This is a genomic window from Streptomyces aureoversilis (assembly GCF_042657885.1).
GTDB lineage: Bacteria > Actinomycetota > Actinomycetes > Streptomycetales > Streptomycetaceae > Streptomyces > Streptomyces aureoversilis.
Window position 1 is genome coordinate 530,251 of the sequence record NZ_JBHSKJ010000002.1, and the last position, 15,970, is coordinate 546,220.

At 73.4% G+C, this 15,970-nt stretch carries 14 protein-coding genes; 2 read left to right on the forward strand and 12 right to left on the reverse strand.

Annotated elements, in window-relative coordinates:
- Positions 1-14 precede the first annotated feature (14 nt).
- Positions 15-533, reverse strand: a complete 519-nt coding sequence (locus ACFPP6_RS05240) for a DUF4240 domain-containing protein (protein ID WP_382037643.1) — start codon at positions 531-533, stop codon at positions 15-17.
- A 170-nt stretch (positions 534-703) separates the two neighbouring features.
- On the opposite strand from ACFPP6_RS05240, the gene ACFPP6_RS05245 reads away from it, so the two are divergent.
- Positions 704-1,681, forward strand: a complete 978-nt coding sequence (locus tag ACFPP6_RS05245) for an SDR family oxidoreductase (RefSeq protein ID WP_382037645.1) — start codon at positions 704-706, stop codon at positions 1,679-1,681.
- Between the two features lie 90 nt (positions 1,682-1,771).
- On the opposite strand, the gene ACFPP6_RS05250 is transcribed toward ACFPP6_RS05245, so the two are convergent.
- From ACFPP6_RS05250 to ACFPP6_RS05275, 6 genes are all read right to left on the reverse strand, one after another.
- Positions 1,772-2,737 (reverse strand): helix-turn-helix transcriptional regulator, encoded by a 966-nt coding sequence (locus ACFPP6_RS05250; RefSeq protein WP_382037647.1) that lies wholly within the window; start codon positions 2,735-2,737, stop codon positions 1,772-1,774.
- Between the two features lie 206 nt (positions 2,738-2,943).
- Positions 2,944-3,567 carry a GntR family transcriptional regulator gene (locus ACFPP6_RS05255; RefSeq protein ID WP_382037648.1) on the reverse strand — a complete coding sequence of 208 codons (624 nt, stop codon included), beginning with the start codon at positions 3,565-3,567 and terminating at the stop codon, positions 2,944-2,946.
- A gap of 155 nt (positions 3,568-3,722) precedes the next feature.
- On the reverse strand, positions 3,723-5,486 hold the full coding sequence (gene sucB, locus ACFPP6_RS05260) for a 2-oxoglutarate dehydrogenase, E2 component, dihydrolipoamide succinyltransferase (RefSeq protein WP_382037650.1): 1,764 nt from the start codon (positions 5,484-5,486) through the stop codon (positions 3,723-3,725).
- A gap of 49 nt (positions 5,487-5,535) precedes the next feature.
- On the reverse strand, positions 5,536-6,924 hold the full coding sequence (gene lpdA / locus ACFPP6_RS05265) for a dihydrolipoyl dehydrogenase (RefSeq protein ID WP_382037652.1): 1,389 nt from the start codon (positions 6,922-6,924) through the stop codon (positions 5,536-5,538).
- 304 nt (positions 6,925-7,228) lie between these two features.
- Complete coding sequence (locus ACFPP6_RS05270) at positions 7,229-8,761, reverse strand: leucyl aminopeptidase (RefSeq protein ID WP_382037654.1); 1,533 nt, start codon at positions 8,759-8,761, stop codon at positions 7,229-7,231.
- 141 nt (positions 8,762-8,902) lie between these two features.
- On the reverse strand, positions 8,903-9,700 hold the full coding sequence (locus ACFPP6_RS05275) for an adenosylcobinamide-GDP ribazoletransferase (RefSeq protein WP_382037656.1): 798 nt from the start codon (positions 9,698-9,700) through the stop codon (positions 8,903-8,905).
- Positions 9,701-9,775: 75 nt separating this feature from the next.
- Between ACFPP6_RS05275 and ACFPP6_RS05280 the strand changes: the two genes are divergently transcribed.
- The gene (locus tag ACFPP6_RS05280; protein WP_336011440.1) at positions 9,776-10,513 is read left to right on the forward strand and encodes a hypothetical protein; all 738 of its coding nucleotides are present in this window, start codon (positions 9,776-9,778) and stop codon (positions 10,511-10,513) included.
- On the opposite strand, the gene ACFPP6_RS05285 is transcribed toward ACFPP6_RS05280, so the two are convergent.
- From ACFPP6_RS05285 to pspAA, 5 genes are all read right to left on the reverse strand, one after another.
- On the reverse strand, positions 10,480-11,202 hold the full coding sequence (locus ACFPP6_RS05285; protein ID WP_382037658.1) for a hypothetical protein: 723 nt from the start codon (positions 11,200-11,202) through the stop codon (positions 10,480-10,482). The two genes, ACFPP6_RS05280 and ACFPP6_RS05285, sit on opposite strands and share 34 nt — an antisense overlap.
- Positions 11,199-12,965 carry a phosphatidylglycerol lysyltransferase domain-containing protein gene (locus ACFPP6_RS05290; RefSeq protein ID WP_382037660.1) on the reverse strand — a complete coding sequence of 589 codons (1,767 nt, stop codon included), beginning with the start codon at positions 12,963-12,965 and terminating at the stop codon, positions 11,199-11,201. Before ACFPP6_RS05290 ends, ACFPP6_RS05285 begins: the two co-directional genes overlap by 4 nt.
- Before the next feature lie 66 nt (positions 12,966-13,031).
- Positions 13,032-14,090 (reverse strand): nicotinate-nucleotide--dimethylbenzimidazole phosphoribosyltransferase, encoded by a 1,059-nt coding sequence (locus ACFPP6_RS05295; protein WP_382037662.1) that lies wholly within the window; start codon positions 14,088-14,090, stop codon positions 13,032-13,034.
- A 247-nt stretch (positions 14,091-14,337) separates the two neighbouring features.
- Positions 14,338-15,564 carry a sensor histidine kinase gene (locus tag ACFPP6_RS05300; RefSeq protein ID WP_382037664.1) on the reverse strand — a complete coding sequence of 409 codons (1,227 nt, stop codon included), beginning with the start codon at positions 15,562-15,564 and terminating at the stop codon, positions 14,338-14,340.
- A 102-nt stretch (positions 15,565-15,666) separates the two neighbouring features.
- Complete coding sequence (gene pspAA, locus ACFPP6_RS05305) at positions 15,667-15,945, reverse strand: PspA-associated protein PspAA (RefSeq protein WP_382037666.1); 279 nt, start codon at positions 15,943-15,945, stop codon at positions 15,667-15,669.
- Positions 15,946-15,970 lie beyond the last annotated feature (25 nt).

The following is a 15,970-nucleotide window of genomic DNA, read 5'->3' on the forward strand; positions in this document are numbered from 1 at the left end:
CTTGAGTCACGCCCCTACTCCCTGAAGCGCTCCCACAGCGCGGGGAACCGCTCGGCGAGCGCCGCCTCGTCCTCCGGGTCGATGGGCGTGCCGAGCGGCTCCGCCGGCTGGTCGGGCAGCCCCAGGTCCGGGGTCTCGGCCCCGGTGAGCTGCTCGTACGCCTCGTCGGCCGCGTACCCCAGGTCCTCGCCGTCCCCGTCGACCTCCTCGTCGAAGTCCTCCAGGAGCTCGGCGAGCCGGTCCGGGTCGTGCATCGCCCCTTCGAACACCTCCCGGCCCTGGCCGATCAGCCAGCACCGGAAGTAGTCGAAGACGTCGTCGCTCGCGCCGTTCAGCATGACCGCCGCCGCGCCCCACAGGTCCCACAGGTAGGCGCGGTTGTAGCGGGACTCGAAGTGCCGGGCGAAGTCCACCACGCGCTCGGGGTCGAGCTGCATCAGCCGCTCGACCAGCAGGTCCGCCTGGTCCTCGGCGTCGCCCTCGGCGGCCTCGCGCGTGGTGTCGATCAGTTCCCAGAACTCCGTCTCGTCCACGCCACCAGCATCGGGCCAAGCACCGGCCCCCGCACGCGGAGCGGGGCGGATGCGGCCGTCTCGTTACCGGGGCGTGCCACCGGGCGCGGTGTGACGCGTGAAACAGGACAGAGGGTGTCTTGTTTCGGTGACAGGGTCACGACCGTACCGAGGAGAGGAGACCCGAGGACATGGGTACGCAGGCACAGGCACAGACGCAGACGCAGACGCAGACGCAGACGCAGGACGGCCGGCCGCTCGCGGGCAAGGTCGCGCTCGTGGCCGGGGCCACCCGCGGCGCGAGCCGCGCGATGGCCGTCGAGCTCGGCAGGGCCGGTGCGGTCGTCTACGTGACCGGCCGGACCACGCGCGGGCACCGCAGCGAGGTCGGGCGGTCCGAGACCGTCGAGGGCACGGCCGAACTGGTGACCGAGGCCGGGGGGACGGGGATCGCCGTTCCCACCGACCATCTGGAGCCGGCACAGGTCGAGGCGCTCGTGCAGCGCGTCGACCGCGACCACGGGCGGCTCGACGTGCTCGTCAACGGCCTGTGGGGAGGCGACCACCTCGTCGGCTTCCCCGACGCCTTCAGCAGGAAGATGTGGGAGCACGACCTGGACGCGGACCTGCGCATCCTGCGGCTCGGCATCGACTCCCACCTGATCACCAGCCGCTTCGCGCTGCCGCTGCTGACGCGGCGGCCCGGCGGGCTGGTGGTCGAGGTGACCGACGGGACGGCCGGGTACAACGCGAACTACCGCGGTCACCTCGCCTTCGACCTCGCCAAGTACGCGCCGATCCGCATGGCGATGGGGCTCGCCGAGGAGCTCCGGGACCTCGGGTGCACCGCGGTCTGCCTCACGCCGGGGTACCTGCGGTCGGAGGCGATGCTGGACACGTACAAGAAGGTGACCGAGGAGACCTGGCGCGACGCCCTGCGGGAGGACCCGCACTTCTGCATCTCGGAGAGCCCGGCCTACGTCGGGCGCGCCGTGGCCGCGCTGGCCGGCGACCCCGAGGTGGCGCGGTGGAACGGGCAGTCGCTGTCCAGCGGGCAGCTGGCCCGCGTCTACGGGTTCACCGACACCGACGGGACGCAGCCGGATGCGTGGGGGTACATCACTGCCTTGGAGGCGGGGGAGGAGCCCCGGGAGGCGGACTACCGCTGACGGTGGAGCGGGGTCCGGGGCGGGCCCCTGCCCCCGCCGCACTGAACGCGCGGTGTCCTCGAACGCCGGACGGGCTGAGTGGTCGCCGCCTCAGCCGTAGAGCTCGGCCACCCTTCTTGCCGCCTCCGCGAAGCGCTCGCGCAGCTCCGGCGGGTCCAGGACCTCCGCCTCCGGGCCCAGGCCGAGCAACTGCTCGTAGGCCACCTCCAGGGACTCCACGGCCAGGCCGACCGTGACGCGCCCGAGGCCGTCGGGGGCCGGGGCGGCCGCCAGGGCCTCGGCGGCGGCCGCGCTGTCCGTCACGTGCGGCAGGCGCCGGGCGCCGTCCGGGGTGAGGCGCAGGCCGACGCGGTCGCTCAGGATCGAGCGGGCGAACTCCGCCGCGCGCTCCTCCCAGAAGGCCGGCAGGTCGAACGTCCCGTCCCGTACGAAGCGGTCCGGCCCGGTGGCCACGGCCGTGAAGCGGTCCACCCGGTAGACGCGGAACTGCCCGTCGGCGCGGGCCGCGACGTACCAGATGCCCCCTTTGAGGATCAGTCCGTACGGCTCCAGCTCGCGCTCGACCTCGGTGTCCCGCCGCCGGTAGCGGGCGGTGACGGGGCGGTCGTCCCAGACGGCGTCCGCCACGGCGGGCAGCAGGGGCGGCGGGTCGCCCTCGCGCCACCAGCCGGGCGCGTCGAGGTGGAAGCGCTGGGCCGCGGACGCGGAGGCGTCGCGGAGCTCGGGCAGGAGGGCGGCGGAGACCTTGAGGCGGGCGGCCGAGGCCGCGTCGGCCAGGCCCATCTCGCGCAGCGCGGAGGGGACCCCGGAGAGGAACAGCGCCTCCGCCTCGGTGCGGCCGAGGCCGGTCAGGCGTGTGCGGTAGCCGCCGACGAGGCGGTAGCCGCCCGTGCGGCCGCGGTCGGCGTAGACGGGAACGCCCGCTTCGGACAGCGCGAGGACGTCCCGGGCGACGGTGCGCTCGGAGACTTCCAGCTGCCGGGCCAGCTCGGTGCCCGTCATCGAAGGGCGGGACTGGAGCAGCAGCACCAATTTGATCAGCCGTGCGGCGCGCATGGCTCAAAGGGTAAGGGGAGTGGCGACAGGAGCCGGTGCGCAGCCAGGGCAGGAAGACGCACGGGCTCCTGTCGTCACTTCTGAGCCGTTCCGCGACACAGGACAGGGCGCGCGGGACGGCTCGAACGAGACTGTACGCCCCTGATCGATGATCGATCAATCCTTGAGACCCAACAGAGACCACCCGACGGGGACGGCAGGGGGGCTCAGATCCGCGGCGCGCAGCTCAGCACGTGCGTCTTCAGCAGCTCCCCGATCGCCGGGTCGCGCCGCCGGAACGCGGCCACGATCCCGGCGTGGTCCTCCGCGTGGGCGCGCGGCTCCGGGCTGAGCCAGCGGATCGACAGCGTCGTCCACACCTCGATGCCCAGCGACTCCCAGGTGTGCAGCAGGACGGCGTTGCCCGCGGCCTTCACGATCTCCCGGTGGAAGGCGACCGTGTGCCGCACCTGCGCCTCGCCGTCGCCCAGCCGGTCCGCCTCGTAGAGCGCGGCCACCTCCGGCTCCAGCGCCGAGACGTCCTCGGCCAGCGCGGGCGCGGCCAGCTCCGCGGCCACCTGCTCCAGGCCGGCCCGGACCGGATAGCTCTCCTTGAGGTCCGTGGCGGTCAGCTCGCGCACCCGGACGCCCTTGTTGGGCGAGGACTCGATCAGCCGCAGCGACTCCAGCTCGCGCAGCGCCTCGCGCACCGGCGTCTGGCTCACCGCCAGCTCGGCGGCGATCCGGCGCTCGACGATCCGCTCGCCCGGCTGCCAGCGCCCGCCGACGATCCCTTCGAGGATGTGCTCGCGGATCTGCTCACGCAGCGAGTGCACGACGGGTGTGGCCATGGGAGAGGCTCCTCAGCGGGGTGGTGCGGGGTGGTGCGGCGGTGCGGGTGCGGCGGTGATGTCAATTATCCCGGCGGTGCACAAGGGCGCGGCCCCGGCTCGTACGAAACGAGCCGGGGCCGCGCCCCTGATGACATCCTGCCGTGCCGCGAGGACTACAGACCGATCTCGGCCTCGAACTCGGCGGCCTCCAGGAGCTCCTTGATCGCCGTCAGGTAGCGGGCGGCGTCGGCGCCGTCCACCAGACGGTGGTCGTAGGAGAGCGTCACGTAGGTCATGTCGCGGACGGCGATGGTCTCGCCCAGCTCCGGGTGGTTGATGACCACCGGGCGCTTGACGGTCGCACCGATGCCCAGGATCGCGACCTGGTTCGGCGGCACGATGACCGTGTCGAACAGCGCACCGCGCGAGCCGGTGTTGCTGATCGTGAAGGTCGCGCCCGACATCTCGTCCGGGCTGATCTTGCCGGTGCGGACCTTGCCGGCCAGCTCCGCCGTCTTCTTGGCGATGCCCGCGATGTTGAGGTCACCCGCACCCTTGATGACCGGGGTCATCAGGCCCTTCTCCGAGTCGACGGCGATGCCGACGTTCTCGGAGTCGAAGTAGGTGATGGTGCCCTCGTCCTCGTTGATCCGGGCGTTGATGACCGGGTAGGCCTTCAGCGCCTGGACGGCGGCCTTGACGAAGAACGGCATCGGCGACAGCTTGACGCCCTCGCGCTGGGCGAAGGAGTCCTTGGCCTTGGCGCGCATCCGCATGATCTTGGTGATGTCCACCTCGATCACGGAGCTCAGCTGGGCCTGGCCGTGCAGCGCCTTCATCATGTTGTCGGCGATGACCTTGCGCATGCGCGGCATCTTGACCGTCTGACCGCGCAGCGGCGAGGCCTGCAGGGCCGGAGCCTTCGGCGCGGCGGCGGCCGGGGCGGCGGCCGGGGCCGGGGCGGCCTTGGCGGCCTCCGCGGCGGCGATGACGTCCTGCTTGCGGATGCGGCCGCCGACGCCGGTGCCCTGGACCCGGGTGAGGTCCACGGCGTTCTCGGCGGCGAGCTTGCGCACCAGCGGCGTGACGTAGGCACCGTCGGTGACGGCGGCAGCGGCGGCCGGGGCCGGCGCCGCGGGGGCGGCCGGAGCGACCGGCGCGGGAGCCGGGGCCGGGGCGGCCGGAGCAGCCGGAGCGGCGGGGGCCGCGGCCGGAGCCGGGGTCGCCGGGGCGGCCGGAGCAGCAGCCGGAGCCGGGGCGGCCGGAGCAGCCGGGGCGGCGGCGGGGGCAGCCGGGGCGGCCGGAGCAGCGGCGGCCGGAGCCGCACCCGCGGCACCGATCACGGCCAGCTTGGCGCCGACCTCGGCGACCTCGTCCTCACCGACGGCGATCTCCAGCAGCACGCCGGAGACCGGGGCCGGGATCTCGGTGTCGACCTTGTCGGTGGAGACCTCGAGCAGCGGCTCGTCGGCCTCGACCGTCTCGCCGACCTGCTTCAGCCAGCGGGTGACGGTGCCCTCGGTGACGGACTCGCCCAGCGCGGGCAGGACCACGTCGGTGCCCTGGGCGGCGCCGGCCGGAGCCTCGGCGGCGGCCGGGGCGGCGGGCGCCTCGGCCACGGGGGCGGCCTCGGCCGGAGCCGGGGCGGCGGGGGCCTCGGCGGCCGGGGCCGGAGCCTCGGCGGCGGCGGGGGCGCCGCTGCCGTCGTCGATGATCGCGAGCTCGGCGCCGACCTCGACCGTCTCGTCCTCGCCCACCTTGATGGAGGCGAGGATGCCGGACGCGGGGGCCGGGATCTCGGTGTCGACCTTGTCGGTGGAGACCTCGAGCAGCGGCTCGTCGGCCTCCACGCGCTCACCCTCGGCCTTGAGCCAACGGGTGACGGTGCCCTCGGACACGCTCTCGCCGAGCGCCGGCAGGGTTACGGAAACCGCCATGGTTGCGGTTGCTCCTTACGAGTAGTGCGGATGGTGGTGCGCTCGGGACTTAGTCGTGCGAGTGCAGCGGCTTGCCGGCCAGGGCCAGGTGAGCCTCGCCCAGAGCCTCGTTCTGCGTCGGGTGCGCGTGGATGAGCTGCGCGACCTCGGCCGGCAGCGCCTCCCAGTTGTAGATCAGCTGGGCTTCGCCGACCTGCTCACCCATGCGGTCGCCGACCATGTGGACACCGACGACGGCACCATCCTTGACCTGGACGAGCTTGATCTCGCCCGCGGTCTTCAGGATCTTGCTCTTGCCGTTGCCCGCGAGGTTGTACTTCAGAGCGACGACCTTGTCGGCGCCGTACAGCTCCTTGGCCTTCGCCTCGGTGATGCCGACGGAAGCGACCTCGGGGTGGCAGTACGTGACGCGCGGCACGCCGTCGTAGTCGACCGGCACGGGGTTGAGACCGGCCAGCCGCTCCGCAACCAGGATGCCCTCTGCGAAGCCGACGTGCGCGAGCTGGAGGGTCGGGACGAGGTCACCGACGGCCGAGATGGTCGGCACGTTGGTGCGCATGTACTCGTCGACCAGGACGTAGCCGCGGTCCATCGCGACGCCCTGCTCCTCGTAGCCCAGGCCCTGGGAGACCGGGCCGCGGCCGATGGCGACCAGCAGCACCTCGGCCTCGAACTCCTTGCCGTCCGCAAGGGTGACCTTGACGCCGTCGGCGGTGTACTCCGCCTTCTGGAAGAAGGTGCCGAGGTTGAACTTGATGCCGCGCTTGCGGAACGCGCGCTCCAGCAGCTTGGAGCTGTTCTCGTCCTCGACCGGGACGAGGTGCTTCAGGCCCTCGACGACGGTGACGTCGGTGCCGAAGGACTTCCACGCGGAGGCGAACTCGACGCCGATGACGCCGCCGCCCAGGATGATCGCGGACTTCGGCACGCGGTCCAGGGTGAGCGCGTGGTCCGAGGAGATGATGCGGTTGCCGTCGATCTCCAGGCCCGGCAGCGACTTCGGCACGGAGCCGGTCGCGAGGAGGACGTGGCGGCCCTGGACGCGCTGGCCGTTCACGTCGATGGAGGTCGGGGACGACAGGCGGCCCTCGCCCTCGATGTAGGTCACCTTGCGGGAGGCGACCAGGCCCTGCAGGCCCTTGTACAGGCCGGCGATCACGTCGTCCTTGTACTTGTGGACGCCCGCGATGTCGATGCCCTCGAAGGTGGCCTTGACACCGAACTGCTCGCTCTCGCGAGCCTGGTCCGCGACCTCACCGGCGTGCAGCAGCGCCTTGGTGGGGATGCAGCCGTTGTGCAGGCAGGTCCCGCCAAGCTTGTTCTTCTCGATCAGGGCGACGTCCAGACCCAGCTGCGCTCCGCGCAGGGCAGCGGCGTAACCGCCGCTACCGCCTCCGAGGATCACTAGGTCGAAAACGGTGCTGGCGTCGTTCGCCACGTCACGTCCTCCATGCATGGGTACGCCGGAGCCGGTCACCGATGACCGGGCGGCGGCTGTCGTTCGGCCGCGTTTCTTCGGCCCTGTGATTAGGGGGGCCCTGTCCTGCCGAGACAACATCTTCGCATTTGTTGACGGACGGCGGGACGCCGGGCCGGTCCCGGAGGCGACGGTTGCGTCACCTTCGGGGGTTACTCGTGCGTACGGCCGAGGTATTTCGTTACAAGCGAACGGATCCGCACGGCCCCGGGCAAAAGCCGCGGGACCGTGCGACCCGTACGGCCGTGCGGACCGTGGGTGACGCCTAGCCGAGGTCGCCGGCGGCGGTGCGCTCCGCCAGGCGGACCAGCGTGCGGACCGCGGAGCCGGTGCCGCCCTTCGGGGTGTAGCCGTACGGGGCGCTCTCGTGGTACGCCGGGCCCGCGATGTCCAGGTGGGCCCAGGCGATGCCCTCGCCCACGAACTCCTTCAGGAAGATGCCCGCGAGCAGGCCGCTGCCCATCCGCTCGCCCATGTTGGCGAAGTCGGCGACCGGGGAGTCCATGGCCTTGCGCAGCTCGGCCGGGAGCGGCATCGGCCACGCCTGCTCGCCGACCTCCTCGGCGATCTCGTAGAGCGAGGTGCGGAACGCGTCGTCGTTGCCCATGACGCCGAACGTGCGGTTGCCCAGCGCGAGGACCATGGCACCCGTCAGGGTGGCGACGTCCACGATCGCGTCCGGGTTCTCCTCCGAGGCGCGGGCCAAGGCGTCGCCCAGGACCAGGCGGCCCTCGGCGTCCGTGTTGAGGACCTCGACGGTCTTGCCGCCGTACATCTTCAGGACGTCACCCGGGCGGGTGGCGGAGCCGGAGGGCATGTTCTCCGCGAGGGCCAGCCAGCCCGTCACGTTGACCTTCAGGCCCAGGCGGGCGGCGGACACGACCGCGGCGAACACGGCGGCCGCGCCGGCCATGTCGCACTTCATGGTCTCGTTGTGGCCGGCCGGCTTCAGGGAGATGCCGCCCGAGTCGTAGGTGATGCCCTTGCCGACGAGGGCCAGGGTCTTCTCCGCCTTCGGGTGGGTGTAGCCGATCCGCACCAGGCGCGGCGGGGCGTCCGAGCCGCGCCCGACGCCCATGATGCCGCCGAAGCCGCCCTTGAGCAGGGCCTTCTCGTCCAGCACCTCGACCTTGAGGCCGAACTCCTTGCCGGCGGTCTGGGCCGCGGCGGCGAAGGCCTTCGGGTCGAGCTCGTTCGGCGGCATGTTGACGAGGTCGCGGGCGCGGTTGACCTCTTCGGCCACGGTCGCGGCGCGCTCGGCCGCGGCCTTGAACGCCTTGTCGCGCGGCTTGCCGCCCAGCAGGGCGATCTCGGCGAGCGGGGCGCCCTTGCTGTCCTTGCCGTCCTTCTTCGCGGCGGCGGCGTTGCCGGCCGGGCGGTAGGAGTACGCGCCGAGCAGGGCGCCCTCCGCGACCGCGCCGGCAGCGTCGGCGTCCTCGACGGGCAGCGCGAACGCGGCCTTCTTGGAACCGGCCAGCGCACGGGCCGCGGAGCCCGCGGCGCGGCGCAGGGCCTCGTGGGCGAAGCCCTCGTCCTTCGCCGGGGCGTCGCCCAGGCCGACCGCCAGCACGACCGGGGCCTTCAGCCCGGACGGGGCGGGGAGCTTGGTCGTCTCCCCCTCGCCGCCGGTGGCGCCGAGGGCCTCCAGGACGGCGGCCAGCTTGCCGTCGAAGGCCTTGTCAACGGCTTCGGCGCCGGTCGCGACGACGGGGCCCTTCGGGCCCTTCGCCACGCCGATGACGACGGCGTCCGCGCGCAGCGTCGCCGCACTGGAAGTGCTGAGAGTCAGAGCAGACACGGTGGTGAGGTCCCTACTTCCGTTGAGTTTCTCGGCCGAGCGGGTGGGTCGGCCGCACCCCGGGCATCGTATGCGCCATATCCCTGTGGGGGGCATCCAAGGGTCGTTCAGGGGTGCGTGGTTCGGCTGGCGCCGGGCCCGTCAGCCCAGGGAGAGGGTCACCAGTGCCGTCGTCGCGGCCGTCTCGGCGAGCGCGCCGAAGACGTCGCCCGTGACGCCGCCGAAGCGGGACGCGCACCTGCGGAGGAGGAGGTCCGCGGCGAGGAGGCCCGCCGCGGCCGCCCCGGCCGTGCGGAGGGGGCCGTACGGGCCCAGGAAGGCGCCCCACGCCGCGCAGGCGGCCGCCACCGCCACCCCGGCCACCAGCGCGCCGCGAAGCGGCACCGCGCCCGCCACGGCCGCCCCCAGGCCCTCCGGGCGGGCCGCCGGTACGGACGGGCGGCACGCGAGGGTCAGGGCGCAGCGGGCCGTCACGGCCGCCGTCAGCGCCGCGAGCGCCCCCCGCAGCGGGGACGCCGCGTACGCCCCGGACAGCGCCGCCACCTGAGCCAGCAGGACGAGCAGGAGCGTCACGACCCCGAACGGCCCGATGTCCGACTGCTTCATGATGCGCAGCGCGTCGTCCGCCGGCTTCCCGCTGCCCAGCCCGTCCGCGACGTCCGCCAGGCCGTCCAGGTGCAGCCCGCGGGTGAGGACCGCCGGCACCGCGACCGCGGCCACCGCCGCCAGGAGCGGCCCGGACCCCAGGGCCAGGAGCGCCGCCCCCGCCGCCGCGGCCCCCGCGCCCACCGCGAGCCCCGCCAGCGGCGCCGCGAGCATGCCGCCGCGCGCGGCGGGGCGGTCCCAGCGGGTGAGGCGGACGGGCAGCACGGTGAGCGTGCCGAAGGCGAAGCGCAGGGCGTCGCCGGGGGTGGCGCGCGCGGGTGTCGTGTCGGTCATCGCGGGCACACTATCCGGCCCGCCGAGGGCAGTAGGTTGCCGGTGGAGGGCCGATCGGGAGCGGGTGCGTACGTCATGGGCCAGTGGTTGAGCCGCAACATCGTGGAGCCGGGGAAGCTGCCCCTGCTGCTCGCCCTGGCGGCCTTCGTCCTGACCTTCCTGGTGACCCGCGTCATCACCCGCCTGATCCGCGCGGGCAAGGGCCCCTTCCGCAACATCAGCCCCGGCGGGATGCACGTCCACCACGTGGTGCCCGGCGTGGTGCTGACGGTGATCGGCGGCTTCGGCGCCGTCGCCTCGGGCCGGCACGGCTTCGGGGCGATGGCCGCGGCCGTCCTGTTCGGTACGGGGGCGGGCCTCGTCCTCGACGAGTTCGCGCTGGTCCTGCACCTGGACGACGTCTACTGGACCGAGCAGGGCCGCAAGAGCGTCGAGCTCGTCGTGCTGACGGCAGCCCTCGTGGGCCTGGTGCTGGCCGGCTTCCTGCCCTTCGGGGTGAACGAGCTGACCCCGGAGGAGCTCCACGACCGCGGCCTCGTGGTCGTCAACGTCCTGATCAACTTCCTGATCGCGCTGTTCGCCCTGGCCAAGGGCAAGCCGCGGATCGCCCTGATCGGCGCGGTGGTCCCGTTCGTCGCCCTCTTCGGCGCGGTGCGCCTGGCCCGCCCCGGCTCACCGTGGGCGCGGCGTTTCTACCGCAACCGGCCGCGGGCCCGCCGCCGGGCCCGGGTACGGGCCTACCGGCACGACGCGCGCTGGGAGGCGGTCCGCAACAGGATTCACGACCTGCTGGCGGGCGCCCCGGACCGCTGAGCGCGCCGCACGTCCTCCTGCGCGCGGGCCTCGCGGCGCCTGCGCCGCACCTCGTCGGCCGCGCACAGCGCGAGCACCGCGACGACGGCCGCGATGTGCTCCTTCCCCGCCAGGTTCGGCTTGATCACCACCTCCACCGCCATCGCGAGTACGACCGCGGCACAGGTGAACCAGGCCCGGTAGCGCCAGGAGACGAAGATCGCGAGCCCTACGACGGCCGCCGACGGACCGGTGTCGACGACCTCGGCGGCCCCGGGCGGCAGCCCGAACACCGAGTCGGGACCGATGTGGACGGCCAGCCGCGCGTACATCGTCCCGGCGAGCGTGGCCACGTAGGAGATGGCCAGCGTGCGCCACTTGCCCAGGCAGATCTCGGCGATGCCGAAGACCAGCAGGACCTGCGCCAGCGCGCCCCACACCGGCAGGTCCAGGGCCGGGACGAAGAGCGACAGCGGCGTCCGCAGCAGCGCGAGCCACCACGGCAGCTGCGCCTGCACCGAGCCGATCCGCTGCACCGGATCGAAACCCCAGGACTGGTTCTGGACGATCTGGAAGACGGCGGTGAGGAGGACCGCCGCGAGGGTCATCGGGATCGCCCGGAGCTTCTTGCGTACGAGCGCCCGCCGGACGGTCCCGAACAGCGGGCCCCACTCGGTCAGCGCGGCGCGTCGCAGCGCCGCGCGGTTCATCGTCGGCTCTCCAGGTGCTTGCGGTTGAGCCACTTGGGCAGGCCGGGGGCCTCCAGGAAGCCCTCGGCGCGTGCGCTCGCGATGCCGATCCGCAGCAGATCGCTGCTCTTCTCGAACAGCATGAAACGAGGCTCCCAGATGGGGCGGTATTTCGCATTTGCTCGATAGAGGGACTCGATCTGCCACCAGCGGGAGAAGAAGCTGAGCAGCGAGCGCCACGCCCGCAGCACCGGCCCGGCGCCCAGCCTGGAGCCGCGCTCGAAGACCGACCGGAACATCGCGAAGTTCAGCGACACCTGGCTGATGCCCAGCCCCTTGGCCTGCTGCAGCAGCTCGATGACCATGAACTCCATCAGGCCGTTCTCGGAGTCGCGGTCGCGCCGCATCAGATCCAGCGACAGCCCCTTGGGGCCCCACGGCACGAAGCTCAGCAGGGCGCGCAGCTCACCGCTGCCGTCGTGGCACTCCAGCATCACGCAGCGGCCGTCGAGCGCGTCGCCGAGCCGGCCCAGCGCCATCGAGAAGCCGCGCTCGGTCGCCCCGTCGCGCCAGTCGTCGGCGCGCAGCAGCAGCCGCGCCATCTCCTCCTCGGGGATGTCCTCGTGGCGCCGGATCCGCACCGTGTAGCCGGCGCGCTTGACCCGGTTGTACGCCTGCCGCACGGTGCGCATGGCGCGCCCGTCGAGGGTGAACTCCGCGGTGTCCACGATGGCCTCGTCCCCGAGTTCCAGGGCGTCCATGCCGTGGCGCGCGTAGATCGTGCCGCCCTCCTCGCCGGCGCCCATGACTGCCGGGATCCAGCCGTGCTCGCGCGCCTCCGCCAGCCAGGGCTCGATGGCCCCGGGCCAGGCCTCCGGGTCGCCGATGGGGTCGCCGGAGGCCAGCGAGACCCCGCCCACGACGCGGTAGGTGACCGCGGCCTTGCCGCTGGGGGACCAGATGACGCTCTTCTCGCGGCGCAGCGCGAAGTAGCCGAGGGAGTCGCGGTCGCCGTGCCGGTCGAGCAGGGCACGCAGCTTCTCCTCGTCCTCGGCGGTGAGCGGGTCGGTGGCGCGGCGGGCCCGGAAGGCCGCGTACACCACGACCAGCAGCAGCACCGAGCTCATCACGTTGATGGTGACGTCCACCCACCCGGGGACGGACAGCCCCGGGTAGGCGCTCTCGTCGACCTGCAGCGAGATCAGCCGCATGAAGCCGTAGTGCCAGCGGTCGAGGAACGTCGCCCGGTACTCGTCCGGGGCGTCGTTCGCGGCCCGCACCAGCAGCGCCGCCGTCAGCGAGGTGACCAGCAGACCGACGGCGGCGACGATCGCCGCCAGCTTCGGGTTGGAGCGGTCGCCCTTGGCGTAGAACTCCTTGCGGCCGGCCAGCAGGGCCCCCACGAAGAGGCCCGTGGCCACCAGCGAGAACCAGTTCAGCGCGTGCCGGTTGAACTCCCGGGAGAACATGAGCGTCGCCATGAACACCAGGAACAGCCCGGCCAGCACCAGGTTCAGGATCCACGACGCGCGCTTGCGCCGGCGCAGCGTGACCGCCATGACGAACGACCACAGCGCCGACGCGAAGCCCGCCGTCAGCAGGTACGGAGTGAAGAACTCGGCGTCGTTGTGCCGCCGGATGTCCGCGCCGAACGACACCCATACCGCGCTCAGCAGATTGACGAAGGTGACCAAGCGCAGGTACCACACGGCGAAAGCGGCGGCGCGCCGTGACCTGAGGCCCACAGGTGCGCCCTCATCCGGAGTCAAGCGGACTTCTCCCATGAAAGATCAGCATTCGGGGCACTGTCTGCGGCGGGCTCCGCGCTCTTCACACCGGCTGCCTGGAGGTCAGTCGCGATCCGGAAGTCGCTCGGGAAGGTCCGCCGCCAGGGCCGCGGCCGCCTGCACCAGTGGCAGAGCGAGCAGCGCCCCTGTCCCCTCGCCCACAGTGACGCCGTGATCGAGCAGAGGGTTGAGCGCCATCCGGTCAAGGGCCTTCGCCTGCGCCGGATCGCCTCCGGCCTGGCCCGCCAGCCACCAGTCCGGCGCCCGGAACGCGACCCGCTGAGCGACCAGCGCGCACGCCGCGGAGACGACTCCGTCGAGGATCACCGGGGTGCGGCGCACCGCGCTCTGCAGCAGGAAACCCGTGGCAGCGGCCAGATCGGCGCCGCCCGTCGCCGCCAGCAGCTCCAGCTGGTCGCCCAGGACCGGGCGGGCCCGGCGCAGACCGTCCCGGATCGCCGCGCACTTGCGCATCCAGGCCAGGTCGTCGATGCCGAAGCCGCCGCGGCCCGTCACCACGGAGGCGTCCGTGCCGCACAGCGCGCCGATCAGGGTGCCGGCCGCCGTGGTGCCGCCGACGCTCAGATCGCCCAGAACCACCAGGTCGGTGCCCGAGTCCGCCTCCTCGTCGGCGATCGCCATGCCGGCACGGAACGCCGCCTCCGCCTCCTCGGGCGTCAGCGCGTCCTCGATGTCGATCCGGCCGGATCCGCGCCTGACGCGGTGCCGGGTCACCTCTTCCGGCAGCTCGGCCGGATCGCAGTCGACCGCCATGTCGACCACGCGCAGCCGCGCCCCGGCCCGCCGGGCCAGCACCGCGCCCGCGCTCTCGCCGGCCAGCGCCGCCTTCACCAGGACCGCCGCGCCGCCCTCGGGGCCCGCGGAGACGCCCAGCTTCGCGACCCCGTGGTCGCCCGCGAACACCAGCGCCGTGACCTGCTCCACCGGCTTGACCGGTACCGCCCCCTGCGCGGCGGCGAGCCACTCGGCCAGCTCGTCCAGCCGCCCCAGCGCCCCGGGCCGCAGCCCGAGCCGCTCCCGCCGCTCCTCCGCGTCCCGCCGCACGCCCGGATCGGGGCGCTCGATCAGCGTGGCGAAGTCATCAAGATTCAGACCGCTCATCCGCCGAACCCTACCCGCCCGGAGGGCGGCTAGACCTGGCTCGTACGGGTTGCTGCCGGTTCGACACGGCACGCCGGCGGGACGAGCGGGTCAAGGGCCCGCTCCTTGGATCCGCCGCAGCGCTGCTCAGCCCCCGCCGGAGGCGACCGGCGGTGCCGGACCGGCCGCAAGAAGGGTCGTCCGGCACCGCCGGTCAGGGCCACGGCCTGCGCGCCGCCGTGGCGGGAGGGCCGGCGCCAGGACGTGGCTACGGGCGGCCCCGTAAGGGCAGTGTCGCCCGGACGCAGAAGCCCGTCGTGCCCCCCTCGCCGGAGGCGGCCACGCATTCGCCGCCCAGTGCCGCCACCCGTTCCCGCATGCCCACCAGGCCGTGCCCGCCCGTGGGCCCGGCCCCGCCGGGAGGGCACCCCGTGCCGTCGTCCTGGACGGTCACGGACAGGGCGTCCGGGCCGCGGGTCAGCGTGATCTCGGCCCGGGCCCCGGGGCCCGCGTGCTTGTGGACGTTCGTCAGGGCTTCCTGGACGACGCGGTACGCCGTCAGGTCGACCGCGGCCGGCAGCGTCCCGACCGCCGCGACCGCCTCGGGCCCGCCGGTGACCGTCACGTCCAGCCCCGCCCGGGCGAACCCGTCGACGAGCTGGTCGAGCACGCCGAGGCCGGGCGCCGGCTCGGTGGGCGCCTCCGGATCGCCGTACTGCCGCAGCAGCCCGACCGTGGCGCGCAGCTCCGACAGCGCCGAGCGGCTGGCCTCCCGTACGTGTGCGAGGGCCTGTTTGGCCTGGTCGGGGCGGCTGTCCATGATGTGCGAGGCGACCCCGGCCTGGACGTTGACGAGCGCTATGTGATGGGCGACGACGTCGTGCAGCTCGCGGGCGATCCGCAGCCGCTCCTCGGCCACCCGCCGCCGCGCCTCCTCCTCACGGGTGCGCTCGGCCCGTACCGCCCGCTCCTCGATCGCCGCGACGTAGGCCCGGCGGCTGCGGACGGCGTCGCCCACGGCCCCGGCCAGGGCCGTCCAGGCGAAGAGCCCGAGGTTCTCGGGGGAGTACCAGGGCGGCGCGCCGAGGACCATGACGGCCGCGGTCAGGCCCGCGACGGTGGCCAGGGCGAAGCGCCAGGCCGCCGGGCGCTCGGTGCGCGCGGCGACGGTGTAGAGGGCCACGACCACGGCCATCGCGATCTGGGTGCGCGGGGGGCCGGCGCGGTCGGTGGCGATCTCGGCCAGGGTCAGGGCGGACGTCACGCCGAGGACCGTGCGCGGGGCGGTCCGGCGCACCGCCAGCGCGGCGCAGGCCAGCGCGCTCAGCACCAGGAAGCCGGTCCCCGGCGCCTCCGTGGCCCGGCCCCGCCCCGCGAACGACCCGATCAGGACGATCACGAAGACGGCCAGGGACAGCAGCGAGTCGGCGGCGACCGGGTGCGCCCGCAGCCAGCGGTGCGGGCGGGCCATGCCGGGAACGGCGAGGGAGCTCATCGCGAGAGGGGTCCCGTCTCGTGGCGGCGCCCCCGTCCCGGACGGGGACAGGGGCGCGGCGGGTGCTGGAGTACCGGTACCGGGCGGAGCGGGCCCGGGCGGTCAGCCGGGGATGAGGCCGTCGTCGCTCAGCATCTCGCGGACCTCGTCGAGGCTCGCGTCGGGAGCGGGCAGGATCAGCTCGGAGGGCTCCAGGGCGTCGTCGGGCAGGGGCCTGCCCAGCCGGCGCACGGCTTCCAGCAGGGCGTCCAGCGTGCGGCGGAAGCCCTCCTGATCACCGCTCTCCATCTCCTCCAGGAGTTCGTCGTCGAGCTTGTTGAGTTCGACGAAGTGGGCGTCGTCGAGCTTCCACTGCCCTTCCCCCATGATCCGTACGATCATGACGGTCTCTCCCTCGGTCGGGTGC